Here is a 15,884-nt window from a genome sequence, read left to right as displayed (position 1 = left end):
GGCTGAGGAAGTAAGAGAGTTGCTATTGAGTAACTCTCTTACTTCCCGTTCTTCGGTAATTTATATTTATAAAAAAAGCGTGCGAATCGTCATGCAAATAGAGCAGCCTTTTAGAATTAATGCCGCCCAACCAGACAAGCTAAAACAATTCCTTCCCAAACCTTTAATTATCGTCAGCCCAGTCGCCGGTTGGAATGGTTTTTATTTTGCCTATCATCGCCAGTCGAACTATCAACTCCCTGAGACATCGCCTTTTCAGCACATTATTACCATTTACACTAGAGAGTTTGAGGCAAAATTAAAAATTAACGGACGTTGGCAAAGTAAATTTTATGCAACAACTGATGTGGGTATCTTTCCTGCTCACCAAATTTCTCCAGCAGTACAATTTGAACAGGAATTAGGGTTTATTCACGTCGGTCTTGAACCAGCGATGATTACTCGTGTTGCTTACGAGTCAGTAAATCCTGATGCCGTTGAAATTGTCCAACAACTGCAAACCCACGATCCGCTGATTCAACAAATTGGACTGACACTCAAGCAAGAAATAGAAACTAGTGGATTTGATAGTTATCTGTATATAGAGTCAGCGGCAAATCTGCTAGCAGTGCATTTATTGAAACGTTACTCAACGCAAAAATTCCTGATTCGAGAATACACAGGTGGATTACCAAAAAATCAATTAAAAGAAGTGATCGCCTATATCAACGATAACTTAGACCAAAACTTGTCCCTTGCAGAAATTGCTGCGATCGCACAGATAAGTCCGCATTATTTTGCTAGCTTGTTTAAGCAATCAATGGGAATAGCACCTCACCAATATGTCATTAAATGCCGAGTTGAAAAAGCAAAGTATTTACTTGCAAAGCGAGAATTATCAGTTCTAGAAGTCTCCCAACTAGTAGGATTTCAAAGTCAAAGTCATTTCGCCAAGGTTTTTCGCAAATATATCGGCATCACTCCTCAAGCATTTAAGAAGCTACACTGAATTTTTCGGAAGATAACGCTAGTTTTCGGAAGATTGCGTGAGACAGCATGATCTTGTTAAAGCTATCAATAGTTATCACTATCCTTTCAGTTCATAGTCCAAAAAATGACACAACTAAAACCAGCCGAGGAAATGCCCGGTAGCTTTGGGCTACCCATTTTAGGTGAAACTCTGCGATTATTTGCTACCCAAGGATGGGGGCTGACGAAGAACTACCAACGCTACGGGCCGGTTTTTAAAACCAGCATTTTAGGAAAGAAATATGCAGTTTTGGTAGGGACAGAAGCAAATCGACTAATTTTGCAAGAAAAAGCCGATCATGTATCTTCCTACTTAGGATGGAAACTGGCTATGGAGCATATTTTCGGGCAACCAATGATGCTTCAGGATGGCGAAGAACATCGCCGCACTCGTCGCTTAATGGCTCCAGCATTTCATGGAAAAGCCATTGCTAACTATTTTGACATCATGCAAACTGAAGTTAACAAGTGCCTAGAAAACTGGATGGAAGGCAGTCCAATTTTCATCAAAAATGAATTTAATCAGTTAGCATTGCGAATTGGGATTCGGCTATTATTAGGTGTTCAACTACAAAGCGAAGTTGAGCAAGTCGAACAGTTGTATAACACTTTAACGCAGGGAGCATTGGCACTATTGCGGTTAGATATACCGTTCACAAAATATGGTCGTTCCCAAAATGCCCGTCGTCAACTTAAAGCTTTCTTGGAAAAGATTATCAGTAAGCGCAAACTTCAAGGCAACTTACAGGAGTCTTGTGAGGTATTAGGATTGTTTTTGGCAGCAGTAGATGAAGACGGAAATGCTTTAACTCAATCGCAGATCATAGACGAACTGATACACTTATTAAATGCAGCGCATTTCACTACTGCTACATCCTTAACGTGGGCAATGGTTGAATTGGCAGCGCGTCCGCAATGGCGTGAGAAACTCCGTCAAGAACTGGCAGAAGTTGTAGGAGATGAACCTTTGAACTTGGGACACCTCAAGCAACTTAATCAAATGACTTACTTTTTAAAAGAAATAGAACGACTTTACAACCCCGCAGGTGTAGTACTGTTTCGGGGAGTTGTCAAGGAAATTGAATACGCAGGGTACCGCATTCCTCCTGGTTGGGTGGTGATTGTTGCTCAAGGATTAACGCATCGCATGAGCGAGATTTATACTAACCCAGAAAGTTTTGAGCCAGAACGCTTTGCCCCTCCCCGTGAAGAAGATAAAAAAGACTCCTTTGCTTTAATTGGTTTTGGTGGTGGTGAACATATATGTATTGGAATGGAGTTTGCCAAAATGGAAATGAAGATTTTTTTGGCAACATTGCTGCAACGATATGATTGGAAAGTTACACCAAAATATGAAGATAATAACTATCATCAAGCACCGTTTAAAATAGAAGAAAAATTACAAGTAAAAGTTAAAATTAGATAATGCCAGTAGTGTGGGTCACTTCATGTTTCAATAAAGTTTTCCTTGGCTTAATTCTTTTTACGATAATGCCCTTGAACATAAGTTCCGTCTTGACGAGGGTAGCCCTGTACATATGTTTTTTCCTTGAAATATAGAATTCATATTTAATTTTTTAAATACACATAGATGTGTTAAGGAAGCGTAACACACCCTATATATAGCAGTTCTAAACCATTCGTGGTGTCTAGATCCCCGATTTATCAAAGAAGTCGGGGATCTAGACATCGCAAATTTTCACAAATCAGATAGGATTGCGATATACTTATATTTTTTCAAAAATCAAATCGGATTGCTATTTCAGGAAATACCTTTGGTTCACTCTAGACATTTTGTCACGTTTCTAAAGCTGCCTTTGGTGCGATCGCCATAAGACTCAAGACAAACCAGCAGATAGATGAACAGTGGGGGAACTGATGATAGGTTGAGATGAGCAAAAGCTTCTATCAATCCCATTATCAAAAAGTAGCAATTATGATCGTTGTCCATCATCTCAACAACTCGCGATCGCAGCGCGTGCTATGGTTACTCGAAGAATTAGGTATCGAATACGAGATTAAGTTCTACGAACGCGACCAGAAAACGATGCTGGCACCGACATCGCTGCGTGAAGTCCATCCGCTCGGCAAGTCACCAGTGATCACAGATGCAGACCTCACTGTTGCAGAGTCGGGCGCTATCATCGAATATATAGTGGATCGCTACGGCAATGGTCGGCTAATCCCGCCATCTGGTACGCCGGAGCGTCTGCGCTACACCTATTGGCTGCATTACGCCGAAGGCTCTGCAATGCCACCTCTGGTGATGAACCTTGTCTTCAACAATTTTGGTATAGGAGACAGCAGCGTAAAGGACGAATTTATCGCACCCCAGATCAAGCTTCACTTTGACTACATAGAAGGTGAACTTCATAAGAGTACATGGTTTGTAGGTGAAGAATTTACTGCCGCCGATATCCAAATGAGCTTTCCTCTGGAAATAGTCGCTATGCAAGCTGAACTCATCTCAAGCCGACCAAAGATTAAGCAATTTATCGAGGGCATCCATGCACGACCTGCTTACAAACGCGCCCTTGAACGTGGAGGCGCATACGACTTCGCCAAAAGCATTCAATAATTCACTCAACTAAGAACCGCTATATCCTAAAACTGCCAGTTATTAAACAAAAATCTGTATCTCCAGCTAGATGTGGTAATCGTAAATGTTATATGTATTCAAACACCATATCAAATTCAAGTTCATCTATGATTACCAAGCCTTGGGATGCTCAACTTGCTTACTGGCTAGTTAAACCTCTAAAAGAGAGTTGGGTAAACCCCAATCATCTCACGACAGTGCGACTTGTGACAGGGTTGGCGGCTGCGGTAGCGATTGCAGTTGGTGATGCCATCTGGGCTAATATTGGGGCAGTGCTATTTGCTTTATCCAACTTTCTAGATCACACAGACGGGGAATTAGCTCGTTTGAGTGGGAAAAGCAGCAAATGGGGACATCAGTATGATCTTGCTAGTGACGCCATCATCCACATTCTTTTGTTTGTGTGTATTGGATATGGTCTTAAAGAGGGAAAATTTGGTTGGTGGGCGTTACTAATGGGGATAATATCTGGTGTATCTGTTGCTTGCATCTTTCATTTGCGAAACCAAATGGAACAGCGTTTAGGTAAAGACGCCAGTCGTCAACCAAATTTCGCTGGGTTTGACATTGAAGACGTGCTGTATTTGTTTCCCATAGTTACCTTACTGCATGGACTAGAGGCGTTACTAATGGCAGCTACAATTGGGGCACCAACTTTTGCTACATGGGTAATTTGGCAATTTTGGGCACTCCCGCAGCCTGAATCAAACTAGTATAACGGGGCATGGGGCAGAAAGCTAATAAAACAGGCTTTTTAGCTTTCTTGAATGCATAATTAAATTTTGCGATCGCACTTCCTAAACTTAGTAACAGTACTTACTTGTTTCATTCAAACATGATACTATTATTTTATTAAAAGTTTTATCATTATGCCAAAATCAATATTTCAACATCTGGTCGATAGTGTGAACAAAGATTATGAGGATACCTATGCATATGTAGGTAGAAATTTTGATTTTATCCGCGAACTGATTGATAAAATCGCTTTACATATTGAATGTAGTCCAGGAAAAGATATATATATTGTAGATGAAAAAGGCTCTAAAATTGCTCCTTATAATTTTATTCAAGATGCTATTATTGTAGACAATGAATGTTTTTTTAGTTTCAAACTAGTGATTTCTGCACCCAATATAGGTTTTAATATTAGTAGTTGTGGGAAAAGCTTTTTTAATAAAAATTTAGTACCGCCTTCAGGAATTGCTATGTATATCTCTATTAAACAAGAGGATGATATTTTTATTGTTATAGCACCATCGATAAAAGAAGAAAAAGTAGTTACTGAAACTTTTAAAATATATTCTGATAATCCTTTATGGACTGATTTACTTGAATCGGTTACTCAAGTAATAATGAACTTTTCAAAAAAAGACCTAAGATATAGAATTAATCAGTTATCTGAAAAATCATCTCAACAATTAAAACCAAAAGGTTTTAATGTTACCCCTGACATAAAGATTATTAACACGTCGGTAACCCAGGACAATAACGATATGTAGTTGCGGTGTTTTCTAAAAAAAATTTTGTAAAAAGAATAAATTATGCTGAATGCAAAAGTGCGATCGCATTTATTAAACATCTTACCAAGTTGAGAGTGAAATTATAATCAGCGTAAAGAATGAAGGATAGAGTTACACTCCTCAGATAAGTAAAACAAATCCATGCAGCCGGAAAAGCCCTTGATAGAGTAAGCAAGCGGCTTTTTCATATATAAACAGAGATTATGATATTTGCTATTACAAATATCAAGTAAGGATGGAACTGTGAAGGTTGTGGGTATTGTGGGACAATAGAGAGAATGAATGGTATGTTTATTTTTGCAATCTTGTATTAGTATCAAATTATCAATGGAGCTTCAAACTGAAATTGATAAAGCTATAGCAGGTGTTGATTACCAGAAATTTCAAGCTGAGTTTCAAGCTCAAAATGAATTTTTGGTGGTTGAGAACTTTCTTCCTAACTCCATCATCGAGAAATTTTTGGCGCTATTGCCATCTTTGCAACCTGCTATAAACCGCAACTATATTCCCAATCATAAAAAGGGCGGTAGTATTAGCCGCTATAGTTTAGACAGCCTTGCTCCGATTTTTGGAGAGTTTTATCAACTTGGTGCTTTTTTCGAGTTCCTCAACAAAATTACGGCAGAAAAACTCCTTCCTTGTCCTAATGCTGATCCTCATACTTACGCGCTGTACTATTACACTGAGCCTGGAGACCATATTCAGTATCATTATGATACCTCTTACTATCGCGGGAAACGCTATACAGTGTTGCTTGGTTTAGTTGATAATTCATCCAGTAAGCTGGAATATCAACTTTACAAGGATATTCCTGAACGGGAGACACAAACGCGATCACTCTCCTTAACCCCTGGTACTATAGTCTTATTCAATGGTGACAAACTTTACCACAGAGTTACTCCTTTGGGTGAAAATGAACAGCGCATTGTCTTAACTTTGGAGTACGTCACCGACACCAACATGGGTATGTTAAAACGTTTTGTCTCGAATATGAAAGATGCGATCGCCTATTTTGGTTTTCGCCAAGTGTTTCGCAGTTGAGGCGATACAGAGTTAATCTTTCTTCTATGTTAAGAATTAATTAACAAATATTGTCTTGAGCAAAAAACAGTCATTATAAAATACGGGAAAATTTCCAGATTTCCTGGTGTCTAAGCTAGTGTTGGTGACTTGACAATGAAGGCAATTATATTAGCTGCTGGCGTTGGACGACGCTTAGGTAAAGATGGGCAAATCCAACCCAAATGCTTACTGAAATTTAACGGCAAATCTTTATTAGAGCGCCATTTGAACAATCTCCATCATTACAAAATTGATGAAGTAGTGATTGCTGTGGGTTATCAAGCACAAAGAATTCAGGATGAAATCAAAGCATTAGCAGCCGAAAATTGGGTCAGTACAGTTTATAATCCTGACTACACCAAAGGCAGTACAATCAGCCTTTGGACTGTACGTCAGCATTTAGTTGCTGGCGATGACATATTATTAATGGATGCAGATGTTTTGTGCGATCGCCGCATCATCGAACGATTAGTAAAGACAAATATCCCCAACAGCTTTTTACTGGATCAAGATTTTGAACCGGGAGATGAACCCGTGAAGCTTTGCGTCAGAGATAATTATCTAGTGGAGTTTCGTAAACAAATAGCTCCTGGTTTGATTTATGATTTTGCAGGTGAGTCAGTGGGATTCTTTCGTTTTGGAAGTATTGCTGCTTACCGGATTGCTACTCGCACAGAACAATATGTTGCAGACGGACGACATGATGAACCTTATGAAGAAGTCATTCGGGATCTGCTATTAGAAACTCCCGAAAAATTTGGCTACGAAGACATCACTGGTTTAGCTTGGCTCGAAATCGATTTTCCACAGGATATTCAACGTGCCCAAAATGATATTTTACCTCAGATAGAAGTTGTAGAAAATGTCTGAAAATATCTTCATTTATAGCGGTTTTGGTTTGGATGCGTTACAGTTTGACCTCTCTCCAAACCTCTCTTCTAAAAGGAGAGAGGCTTTGAGGTTTACTCCTAACGCTAGCTCTTAAGGGGCTGTTCTTATTAGGTCTGTGTTCCATGCAATTGAGAACCGCTATATTATATAGGTTGAAAAAAGCAGAATAGATGCATCAAATATTTGCACCCACTGATACCGCTGCAAAATTAAACAAGTGTGCCCAACTGCGGGCCTTACTAGAATCGCCTCAACTCGACTTCATCATGGAAGCTCACAATGGGATTAGCGCCCGCATTGTGGAAGAGGCTGGATTTAAAGGAATTTGGGCGAGTGGACTCGCCCTTTCGGCTCAATATGGCGTTCGAGATAATAATGAAGCCAGTTGGACTCAAGTTGTGGAAATGCTAGAGTTCATGTCTGATGTTACCAGCATCCCCATCTTATTAGACGGGGATACTGGTTATGGCAACTTTAATAATATGCGTCGCCTGGTTAAGAAGTTAGAACAGCGAGGTATCGCTGGAGTCTGTATTGAAGATAAGCTTTTTCCCAAAACCAACAGTTTCATCAATGGGAGTCGCCAAGCTTTGGCTGATATTGATGAATTCTCCGGCAAAATTAAGGCAGGTAAGGATAGTCAGACAGATCCAGATTTTTGCATCGTCGCCCGACTCGAAGCTTTGATTGCCGGGTGGGATCTTTCAGAGGCAATGCGCCGAGCTGAAGCATACCACGCCGCAGGAGCCAGCGCCATCCTGATTCACAGTAAATCATCGCGTCCTGACCAAGTGCTAGCCTTTGCTAAAGAATGGGCGGGTCGTTCCCCGTTAGTAATTATACCAACCAAATATTACAGCACCCCCACCGATGTCTTTCGCAAAGCTGAAGTGAATTTGGTCATCTGGGCAAATCATCTGATTCGAGCTGCTGTTGCTAGTATGCAAGCGATCGCTCGTGAAGTGAAAGCCAGCGAAACTTTAATCAACATTGAAGATGAGATTGCGCCTGTAAAAGAAATTTTCCGGCTACAGGGGGCGGATGAACTCCAAGAAGCTGAAAAACGCTACTTTAACAATGGACGCCACGATACCCAAGCGATCGTTCTGGCTGCTAGCAGAGGCCAAGAATTAGCAGCGTTGACGCAAGATAAACCGAAAGTAATGTTACCCCTTGGAGGTAAACCCTTACTCAGGTTGTTGGTGGACAAATTTAAGAAACTTGCCATCAACGATATTACGGTTGTCGCAGGTTACAAAGCAGAAACTATTAATGTTCCGGGGACTAAGGTCATCCGCAACCCAGATTATGAAACAACCGGAGAATTAGCATCCTTAGCCTGCGCTCAAACCAACTTCAGTGACGAGATGCTGGTGCTTTACGGCGATTTACTATTTAGAAGCTACATTCTGCGGGATTTATTAGAATGTCCTGGAGAAATTGTGGCTGTGGTTGATTCTGTGGCGAACAGCAAGTCTGTTAGCGGTTCACCTGACTACGCCTATTGCTCAATTCCCGACGATCTTTCTCTGTTTGGCCAGGATGTCAACCTGTTAGACATTTCTAAAACAACACAAACGCAATTAGGAAAGTATAGTGGCCGCTGGATTGGGATGCTGCGCCTGCGGAGTCAAGGTAGACAGTGGATGAGTGAAGCACTCAATGAATTGCAAAAACGACCGGAATTCAACAGTTTGGGTTTGCCAGAATTATGCAATTATTTAATCGAGCAAGGCAAACCGATTAAGGTGCTTTATATTCGCGGTAACTGGTTAGATGTTAATTCTTTAGATGATCTTGACCTTGCTTTTCAATTAAAGCAATAGAGGAGACGCGATTAATCGCGTCTGTACAAGAGTTTGGAGTTGAGACGCGATTAATCGCGTCTGTACAAGGGTTAGGAGTTGAGACGCGATTAATCGCGTCTGTACAAGAGTTCTAAGCTTGAAGCTTTGTATTGTGAGGTTAAAGTTTTGAGTTCTGAAGTTGAGGTTTCGAGTTCTGAGGTCGGAGTTCTGAGCTAAAAGGTCGGAGTTCCGAGTTCAAAGGTCGAAGTTCCGAGTTCAAAGGTCGGAGTTCCAAGTTCAAAGGTCGGAGTTCCGAGCTAAAAGGTTGAACTTCCGAGTTCAAAGGTGGAACTTCCAAGTTCAAAGGTGGAACTTCCGAGTTCAAAGGTCGAACTTCCGAGTTCAAAGGTCAAACTTCCGAGTTCAAAGGTCGAACTTCCGAGTTGACTTTAATGATACAAATACGTTGGTAGGAAACATTACTACTTTGATGTCAACTTAAGCCCAAACCCCATTAAAACCTCGTTTCCAGCCTCTGGCTGGAAATGCCCTTCATTGCGGCAGAGCCGCAAATCTTGAGGCAAAGCCTCCCATTAGGCATTCCCAGTCAGAGACTTCTTTTCAAGACGACTCCCCACTCCCCATCTCAATCGTTTAAATCCCTGAAAATTGCTGTAAATTTTTAATTATGATTCAGGCAGAGGAATTTGTAGAAGCTGCACGTAATCTTGGCTTTGAGTGGTACACTGGCGTACCCTGTTCTTTTCTCACGCCTTTTATTAACTACGTCATTAATGACGTTCAACTTAGATATATCTCCGCGGCCAATGAGGGAGATGCTGTAGCGATCGCAGCTGGAGCAGCAATTACTGGAAAACCAGCCGTGGTAATGATGCAAAACTCTGGTTTGGGTAATGCAGTTAACCCGCTAACCTCGCTCACTTATATCTTTCGGATTCCACTGCTGCTGATTTGTACTTTAAGAGGCGATCGCTTATTGCAAGATGAACCGCAACATCAATTAATGGGGCAAATCACAGATAAATTGCTGCAAACAATAACTATACCTTGGGAATTTTTTCCCACAAACGCAGCAGAAATAGAACCCGTTCTGCAAAGAGCCACAGCCTATATGCAACAAGAACGCTGTCCTTATGCTTTAATTATGCGTAAAGGAGCGATTGCACCCCATGCACTCACCCGTTCTTCTATCCCCGAACGAGAAAATAGTAGTAGCGCTCATATTCAGCAAAGCTTTTTTCGGGATCACAAAGAACAACGCATTTCTCGCAGCGAAGCATTGGCTCGGATTGTGGAACTCATTGATGCAGAAAACACTGTAGTAATTGCCACCACTGGATACACTGGACGGGAACTCTTCGCCAGCAAAGACAGCGCCAATCATCTTTATATGGTCGGGTCGATGGGCTGTGCTTCATCTATGGGATTGGGGCTATCCCTAGCACGTCCAGACCTGAAGGTAGTAGTGATTGATGGCGATGGAGCAGCACTAATGCGAATGGGTAATTTTGCTACCATCGGCACTTATGGCGGTGCTAATTTAATCCATATTCTCTTAGATAATGAAGTCCATGATTCCACAGGCGCACAAGCCACCGTCTCTGCGGGTATCTCCTTTGCCAAAATTGCCGAAGCGTGCGGTTACGGCATTACATTAGCCGGAGATGATCCCGCGCTTTTAGATGCCTTATTTACCGCAGATACCAACATTAGACCGAAATTCGCGCATCTGAAAATCCGTCCCGGAACTTTAGAAAAGCTACCTCGACCCAACCTCACCCCGGAAGCAGTTTTGCAACGCTTCATGAAACATATTGGTTCCGACTGGCAATAAAATTCTAATTGTACAGACGCGATTAATCGCGTCCCTTTGTAATGATTTTATTAAATCCCGGCCCCGTCAATTTAAGCGATCGCGTCAGAAATGCCCTGTTGCGTCCCGATTTGTGTCATCGTGAAGTAGAATTTTCCCAACTTCAAAGCAAAATCCGCGAACAATTACTTCAAGTTTATGATCTTGAAAGCAATCGCTGGGCAGCAGTTCTCCTCACTGGTTCTGGTACCGCAGCGATGGAAGCGATGATCAGCAGTCTAGTCCCCAGAGATGGGAAATTGCTGGTGATTGAAAACGGTGTGTATGGCGAACGACTATCCAAAATCGCCAAAATCTACGGCATTGATTACATAACACTTTCCCATCCTTGGGATGCCGAAATAGACATCAACGGTTTAGTCAAACTTCTAGATGAAAACGCTGATATCACCCATCTTGCTGTCGTCCATCACGAAACTACTACCGGTCGCCTAAATAATTTGGCAGAACTTGCGCCAATTTGTCAAGAACGCCGCATCAAACTATTAGTAGATGCAGTCAGCAGTTTCGGTGCCGAGGAACTAAATTTTGCAGATTGGGGAATCACCGCTTGCGCTGCAACAGCCAATAAATGTCTGCATGGCGTACCCGGAACCTCCTTTGTCATCCTGCGACGGGATGCACTGCCGTCAGTTGCCACAATCCCCCGCACCTTATATTTAGATTTAGGAACCTATTGCCAGCAGCAGGATCGAGGCGGCACACCTTTTACGCAATCAGTACAGACATTTTATGCTTTAACAGAAGCTTTGCAAGAAATGGCAGAAGCAGGGGGTTGGAGTGCCAGACACAGCCATTACAACCAACTTGCTAGCTTAGTTAGAGACGGGTTAGCCTCAATCGGAATTAAACCCCTACTTCCTCTTGGCAGTTCATCCGTTGTCTTGAATGCTTACTACTTGCCAGACGGTTTCAGCTATGAAGAATTTCACGACCAACTCAAAGCACGAGATTATATTATTTATTCTGGACAGGGAAATTTAGCTCAATCTATCTTTAGAGTATCAACAATGGGAGCCATTACCCAATCCGATATGGAACGCTTTGTTGGCGTTGTTAAACAAATAATTTGTAATTAGTAATATTTCCTCGTTCCCATGAATAACATGGGAACGAAGAACGAATCTCTGGATGATTATTTGTTCTCCTGCCTCCTGCCTCCTTTAATTTAACGAGGTATCAAATCTCCCTAGTACTGCCATATCTTCTGCATCTAACTCCGTCGGAATACCACTGCGAATTAATTCTGAAAAGTTTTCATTGGGAACCATAACAGTCAACGTGTACAAGCGAGTAGAACCAGTATTTTTAATCAAATGAGTCCCAGTGGGAGGCACCAATAAACTATCTCCAGTTTTGATCGTGGTACTCTTGCCGTCACACATGGCGATCGCTTCCCCTTTAATAACGAAAAACATTTCCACCGCCCACTGATGGCGATTTGGCGGTGTTTCTCCACCAACATCAAAAATTTCAATGCAGCAAGTCAAGGAAGTATTAGCATTTGTCGAATCGAAGATAATTGCTAATCGATTAGAGTCGTTGGGACTGATGCGATATACTTGGTAATCTTTGGTAGATTTGATAACCGGAATTACACAACGAGTAGCATTCATTTATTTATCCCCTCGGAAGTGATTGTTGGGTATGAAAATTCCTAAAATCCAAGTCCTGAATACTGAGTTGTTAGTTGTATGTCTAAATCACCCAATTTTAGATTTTAGATTTTAAATTTTGGATTTTGGGATTAAATAATTCAAAAGCGTTCGCCTAAGCGCTTACGCCGTACCCCTACGGGGATCTTGCTACGCGTAGCGTTCCGCAGGAAAATCCAAAATTTAAAAAGTTTGATATCAAGCGAATTTAAACGCAAGAACAAATCTAAAATCTCAAATTATTGAGCAAATAAAGAGCATTCATGCATGAAATCAATCTCAAATCTCAAATCGAATTACTCCTCACTCTTTTAGAGCGCTGTTAAAATTGCTTGCGAGTCCGTGACAAAACCGAAGCATTGTTTGACATTGTACAATGTCGCCAGCCAACAATATTCAGGAGAAGTAGTAGCGGTACAGTCTTTAACTAACACACAGTCATATCCTAAAAAGTTGGCATCACATAAGGTCATTAGCACACATTGATCAGCATTAACACCAGCAAAAAATAGTGTTGTCCTTCCCAGATTCCGCAAGATACTATCTAAGGGCGTATCCCAAAAACCACTCATGCGGTATTTATCCACACGAATATCTTCCGGAATCTGTTCTAGTTCGTCTACTATTGCCGCTGCCCAACTACCTGCCATGAGTACTCTAGCACCATTGCTTGGCAGTGGATCGCCCAATCCCACACCCTCCCCTGTGGGATTATAGACGTGACGCAAACCAGCACTAATATTGAGCAAGTCGGGACGATTCCCCCAATTTACCCAAATGACTGGAATACCAACCTCACGCAGTTCTGGAAGTAAGTTGTTCAAAGGTTCAATAGGCTGACGCGCCGGAGTTACGTCCACGCCGATATGCGCTAACCAGCCATCAGGGTGACAGAAGTCGTTTTGCATATCAATGACGAGGATAGCAGCTTTTGCCAAGTCTAAATGCAGGGTTTTAGTTTCTGTTGATAAAATAACGGGTTGTGGGGTCTTTTGAGGACGAGTGATATCTGCGATCGCATCATTTACTGTCCACGCATTTGGCGCAACTCCCAATGTCCGTAATGGTAAATTCATAAAATTGCAATACCTAAGACCATTTTCTATTTTGTAACTTGAAATTCAGTTGAGAAGACGATTACTTAATCAAGGTTAAATATGCTAAATTTTACCATCCATAATGTTTATGATTGCCGGCCTACCTGATGACAAGGGGCTTAGAGCAACTTGTTTTGCCGTACTGTACTAGTAATTAACTAAAAAGCCAATAGTGGCGTGGGGTTTGAATGTGTTTAAATCTCTAGGAAATATTGTCAGCCAATTTTTAGGATGACAATGCCCTACTTATCTGTAGAGTAGAACTGTTGGGCGTAAAAACGGGCATACCGTCCTTCCTGAGATAATAGGGAGGCGTGGGTACCAGCTTCAACCACCTGTCCTTGTTCTAGTACGAGAATGCAGTCAGCACGACGAACGCTGCTCAAGCGATGGGCAATAATAAACACGGTACGGTTTTGCATCACTCGCTCCAGCGCCTCTTGAACTAATGTTTCTGATTCCGAATCCAAAGCAGAGGTGGCCTCATCCAGGATGAGAATTCGCGGATCGTTGGCAACTGCTCTGGCGATCGCTAATCTTTGGCGTTGTCCTCCAGATAGGTTAACTCCCCGTTCACCCACCCAGGTATGATAACCCTGAGAAAACTGGGTGATAAATGAGTGAGCGTTGGCAATCTTTGCCGCTTCTTGAATCGCTGCTAAATCTAATTTTTCCTGACCGTAACCGATGTTTTCGGCGATCGTTCCCGAAAAAAGAGTAATATCTTGGGGAACAATCCCAATTTGACGGCGCAGGCTGGTGAGTGTAACGTCACGGATATCAATATTATCAATCAGAATTTGACCCGCCTGAGGGTCATAAAAGCGAAGTAAAAGGTTAATTAACGTCGATTTGCCTGCTCCAGAAGAACCAACCAAAGCCATGACATCACCAGGAGAAGCGTGCAGGCAAAGATCCTTTAGCACTGGCTGGTCGGGATTGTAGGCGAAATTGACATGACGATACTCTACCTTGCCAATAACTCGTGGCATTTCCAGAGCATTCGATTTTTCGCTGAGGCTAGGCTGCTTCGCCATCAGTTCAAAGATGCGTTCGACGGAAGCTTCAGTCTGTTTGTACTCGTTGTAATTGCTAATCATCATGTCGATTGGCTGAATCAGTAAAGCCACAGCAGCTAAGAAACTGATAAACCCTTGAGATGTTAGCTGATTCTGAGAAATCTGCCATCCTCCCAATAAAAATAGCAGCATAATACTAACTGCTTCTAAAAAACCGACAACAGGAAACTGAATGGATTTGAGTTGTTGAGTGCGATACTGAGCCTGACGATTGCGTTCTGCTTCCTGATTGAATCGCTTCACTTCATACTCTTGTGCTGCAAAAGCCTGAACGACGCGAATCCCGCTAAATACTTCAGTTAGCAGCGCCGACAAATTGGAAACCTGATTTTGACTCTGGCGAGATAGCACGAGTAATCGCTGACCAAATTCTCCGATCAACCAAGCCATCAGGGGAGCCAAAATCAAACCTGCAAGCGTCAGCGGCCAATTCAGGTAGAGCATGTAAATGGGAATTACAATTAACTGCAACAGATTGGAAAGAAACTGATGCGATAACTTATCAACAATCTCGCCTACCCGGTCGATATCTTCAGTTAGGCGATAAGTGAGGTCTCCCGTCTGTGTGGTTTCAAAGTAATCCAATCCGAGTTTGTGCAGGTGAGCGTAAACTCGCTTACGCAAGTTTAAAACCATTTCCAGAGCAGCAGCGATCATAAAGACATTCTGCCCGTATTGACAAAACCCTCGAACCAAAAATACTAAAGTGGCTAGTCCGAGCCAGTAGGCAATCTGGTTAACATTTCCCTGACCAAGAAAAAGAGCGACCTTACCTGCTAAATAGGGTATTGCTAGGGTGAACAACACAAATCCTAAGATACAAGCTAATCCCCGAATTAACAGCGGCCATTGGGGCCACAGATAAGGCAACAGTTGCCAGTAGCTAGAGCGGACTTTCATAGTTCAATTCTGTATGCTTATATTCTGCCAGCGCCGCAAAGTATCCCTTCCATGATTTATCCAACAATCTCAAAATTTATTGTGCAACCTTATAAACTTTTGTCCTCTTGAATTGGCTGCATTAACTTATCCATCTGATTGGAAGATGGCACTATGACCATAGATAAAAAATTGCCGAATGCAATAATTAGCAGCTTTCCACACATAACATCTTTTTGCTCTCATGCCGGATGATTTAGTTAAATAAACTACATCCTCTTGGGCACAGAAAAAGCTCATTGGTGTCAACTTAAGCCCAAACCCCTTTTAAACCTCGTTAAGAGCCTCTGGCTGGAAATGCTCTTTCATTGCGGTGCCGCTAGTCTTGAGGCGGAGCCTCTTACTAGGCATTC

Annotated in this window: 14 protein-coding genes; 10 read left to right on the top strand and 4 right to left on the bottom strand. The window is 42.0% G+C overall.

What is annotated here, in order from left to right; all coding sequences use genetic code 11:
• Nucleotides 1-25: 25 nt before the first annotated feature.
• The 8 genes from V7K46_RS27895 to aepX all read left to right on the top strand — a co-directional run bounded on the left by V7K46_RS27895 (nt 26) and on the right by aepX (nt 8,906).
• Nucleotides 26-988 (top strand): AraC family transcriptional regulator, encoded by a 963-nt coding sequence (locus V7K46_RS27895; RefSeq protein WP_335119026.1) that lies wholly within the window; start codon nt 26-28, stop codon nt 986-988.
• A 105-nt stretch (nt 989-1,093) separates the two neighbouring features.
• Nucleotides 1,094-2,434, top strand: a complete 1,341-nt coding sequence (locus V7K46_RS27890) for a cytochrome P450 (RefSeq protein WP_335119024.1) — start codon at nt 1,094-1,096, stop codon at nt 2,432-2,434.
• A gap of 510 nt (nt 2,435-2,944) precedes the next feature.
• Nucleotides 2,945-3,586, top strand: coding sequence for a glutathione S-transferase family protein (locus tag V7K46_RS27885; protein WP_442939882.1), 642 nt, complete (start codon nt 2,945-2,947; stop codon nt 3,584-3,586).
• Nucleotides 3,587-3,714: 128 nt separating this feature from the next.
• On the top strand, nt 3,715-4,320 hold the full coding sequence (locus V7K46_RS27880) for a CDP-alcohol phosphatidyltransferase family protein (RefSeq protein WP_335119020.1): 606 nt from the start codon (nt 3,715-3,717) through the stop codon (nt 4,318-4,320).
• 156 nt (nt 4,321-4,476) lie between these two features.
• Nucleotides 4,477-5,106, top strand: coding sequence for a hypothetical protein (locus V7K46_RS27875; RefSeq protein ID WP_335119018.1), 630 nt, complete (start codon nt 4,477-4,479; stop codon nt 5,104-5,106).
• Between the two features lie 348 nt (nt 5,107-5,454).
• The gene (locus V7K46_RS27870) at nt 5,455-6,168 is read left to right on the top strand and encodes a 2OG-Fe(II) oxygenase (RefSeq protein ID WP_335119016.1); all 714 of its coding nucleotides are present in this window, start codon (nt 5,455-5,457) and stop codon (nt 6,166-6,168) included.
• A gap of 135 nt (nt 6,169-6,303) precedes the next feature.
• Nucleotides 6,304-7,059 carry a phosphocholine cytidylyltransferase family protein gene (locus V7K46_RS27865; RefSeq protein ID WP_335119014.1) on the top strand — a complete coding sequence of 252 codons (756 nt, stop codon included), beginning with the start codon at nt 6,304-6,306 and terminating at the stop codon, nt 7,057-7,059.
• A gap of 191 nt (nt 7,060-7,250) precedes the next feature.
• Entirely contained in the window at nt 7,251-8,906 is a 1,656-nt protein-coding gene (gene aepX / locus V7K46_RS27860) for a phosphoenolpyruvate mutase (RefSeq protein ID WP_335119012.1), read from the top strand.
• Between the two features lie 139 nt (nt 8,907-9,045).
• Here the strand turns inward: aepX and V7K46_RS27855 are convergent, their stop codons facing one another.
• Entirely contained in the window at nt 9,046-9,273 is a 228-nt protein-coding gene (locus tag V7K46_RS27855; protein ID WP_335119010.1) for a hypothetical protein, read from the bottom strand.
• A 282-nt stretch (nt 9,274-9,555) separates the two neighbouring features.
• Here V7K46_RS27855 and aepY point away from each other — a divergent pair, with 282 nt between their 5' ends.
• Nucleotides 9,556-10,722, top strand: coding sequence for a phosphonopyruvate decarboxylase (aepY, locus tag V7K46_RS27850; RefSeq protein WP_335119008.1), 1,167 nt, complete (start codon nt 9,556-9,558; stop codon nt 10,720-10,722).
• Nucleotides 10,723-10,763: 41 nt separating this feature from the next.
• On the top strand, nt 10,764-11,840 hold the full coding sequence (locus V7K46_RS27845; RefSeq protein WP_335119006.1) for a 2-aminoethylphosphonate aminotransferase: 1,077 nt from the start codon (nt 10,764-10,766) through the stop codon (nt 11,838-11,840).
• Nucleotides 11,841-11,924: 84 nt separating this feature from the next.
• Here the strand turns inward: V7K46_RS27845 and V7K46_RS27840 are convergent, their stop codons facing one another.
• From V7K46_RS27840 to V7K46_RS27830, 3 genes are all read right to left on the bottom strand, one after another.
• The gene (locus tag V7K46_RS27840; protein ID WP_335119004.1) at nt 11,925-12,377 is read right to left on the bottom strand and encodes a cupin domain-containing protein; all 453 of its coding nucleotides are present in this window, start codon (nt 12,375-12,377) and stop codon (nt 11,925-11,927) included.
• Between the two features lie 350 nt (nt 12,378-12,727).
• Nucleotides 12,728-13,492, bottom strand: a complete 765-nt coding sequence (locus tag V7K46_RS27835) for a cysteine hydrolase family protein (RefSeq protein ID WP_335119002.1) — start codon at nt 13,490-13,492, stop codon at nt 12,728-12,730.
• Between the two features lie 263 nt (nt 13,493-13,755).
• On the bottom strand, nt 13,756-15,492 hold the full coding sequence (locus V7K46_RS27830) for an ABC transporter ATP-binding protein (RefSeq protein WP_335118999.1): 1,737 nt from the start codon (nt 15,490-15,492) through the stop codon (nt 13,756-13,758).
• Between the last annotated feature and the right edge of the window lie 392 nt (nt 15,493-15,884).

It is taken from the genome of Nostoc sp., from assembly GCF_036917395.1.
Classification (GTDB): domain Bacteria; phylum Cyanobacteriota; class Cyanobacteriia; order Cyanobacteriales; family Nostocaceae; genus Nostoc.
The sequence above is the reverse complement of the archived record's forward strand: the minus strand, read 5'-3'. Positions and strand labels throughout refer to the sequence as shown.

Coding starts and splice junctions, on each gene's coding strand:
- aepX (WP_335119012.1), top strand. CDS start 7,251: ATGCATCAAATATTTGCACCCACTGATACCGCTGCAAAATTAAACAAG.
- aepY (WP_335119008.1), top strand. CDS start 9,556: ATGATTCAGGCAGAGGAATTTGTAGAAGCTGCACGTAATCTTGGCTTT.
- V7K46_RS27835 (WP_335119002.1), bottom strand. CDS start 13,492: ATGAATTTACCATTACGGACATTGGGAGTTGCGCCAAATGCGTGGACA.
- V7K46_RS27875 (WP_335119018.1), top strand. CDS start 4,477: ATGCCAAAATCAATATTTCAACATCTGGTCGATAGTGTGAACAAAGAT.
- V7K46_RS27885 (WP_442939882.1), top strand. CDS start 2,945: ATGATCGTTGTCCATCATCTCAACAACTCGCGATCGCAGCGCGTGCTA.
- V7K46_RS27840 (WP_335119004.1), bottom strand. CDS start 12,377: ATGAATGCTACTCGTTGTGTAATTCCGGTTATCAAATCTACCAAAGAT.
- V7K46_RS27830 (WP_335118999.1), bottom strand. CDS start 15,492: ATGAAAGTCCGCTCTAGCTACTGGCAACTGTTGCCTTATCTGTGGCCC.
- V7K46_RS27870 (WP_335119016.1), top strand. CDS start 5,455: ATGGAGCTTCAAACTGAAATTGATAAAGCTATAGCAGGTGTTGATTAC.
- V7K46_RS27890 (WP_335119024.1), top strand. CDS start 1,094: ATGACACAACTAAAACCAGCCGAGGAAATGCCCGGTAGCTTTGGGCTA.
- V7K46_RS27880 (WP_335119020.1), top strand. CDS start 3,715: ATGATTACCAAGCCTTGGGATGCTCAACTTGCTTACTGGCTAGTTAAA.
- V7K46_RS27865 (WP_335119014.1), top strand. CDS start 6,304: ATGAAGGCAATTATATTAGCTGCTGGCGTTGGACGACGCTTAGGTAAA.
- V7K46_RS27845 (WP_335119006.1), top strand. CDS start 10,764: ATGATTTTATTAAATCCCGGCCCCGTCAATTTAAGCGATCGCGTCAGA.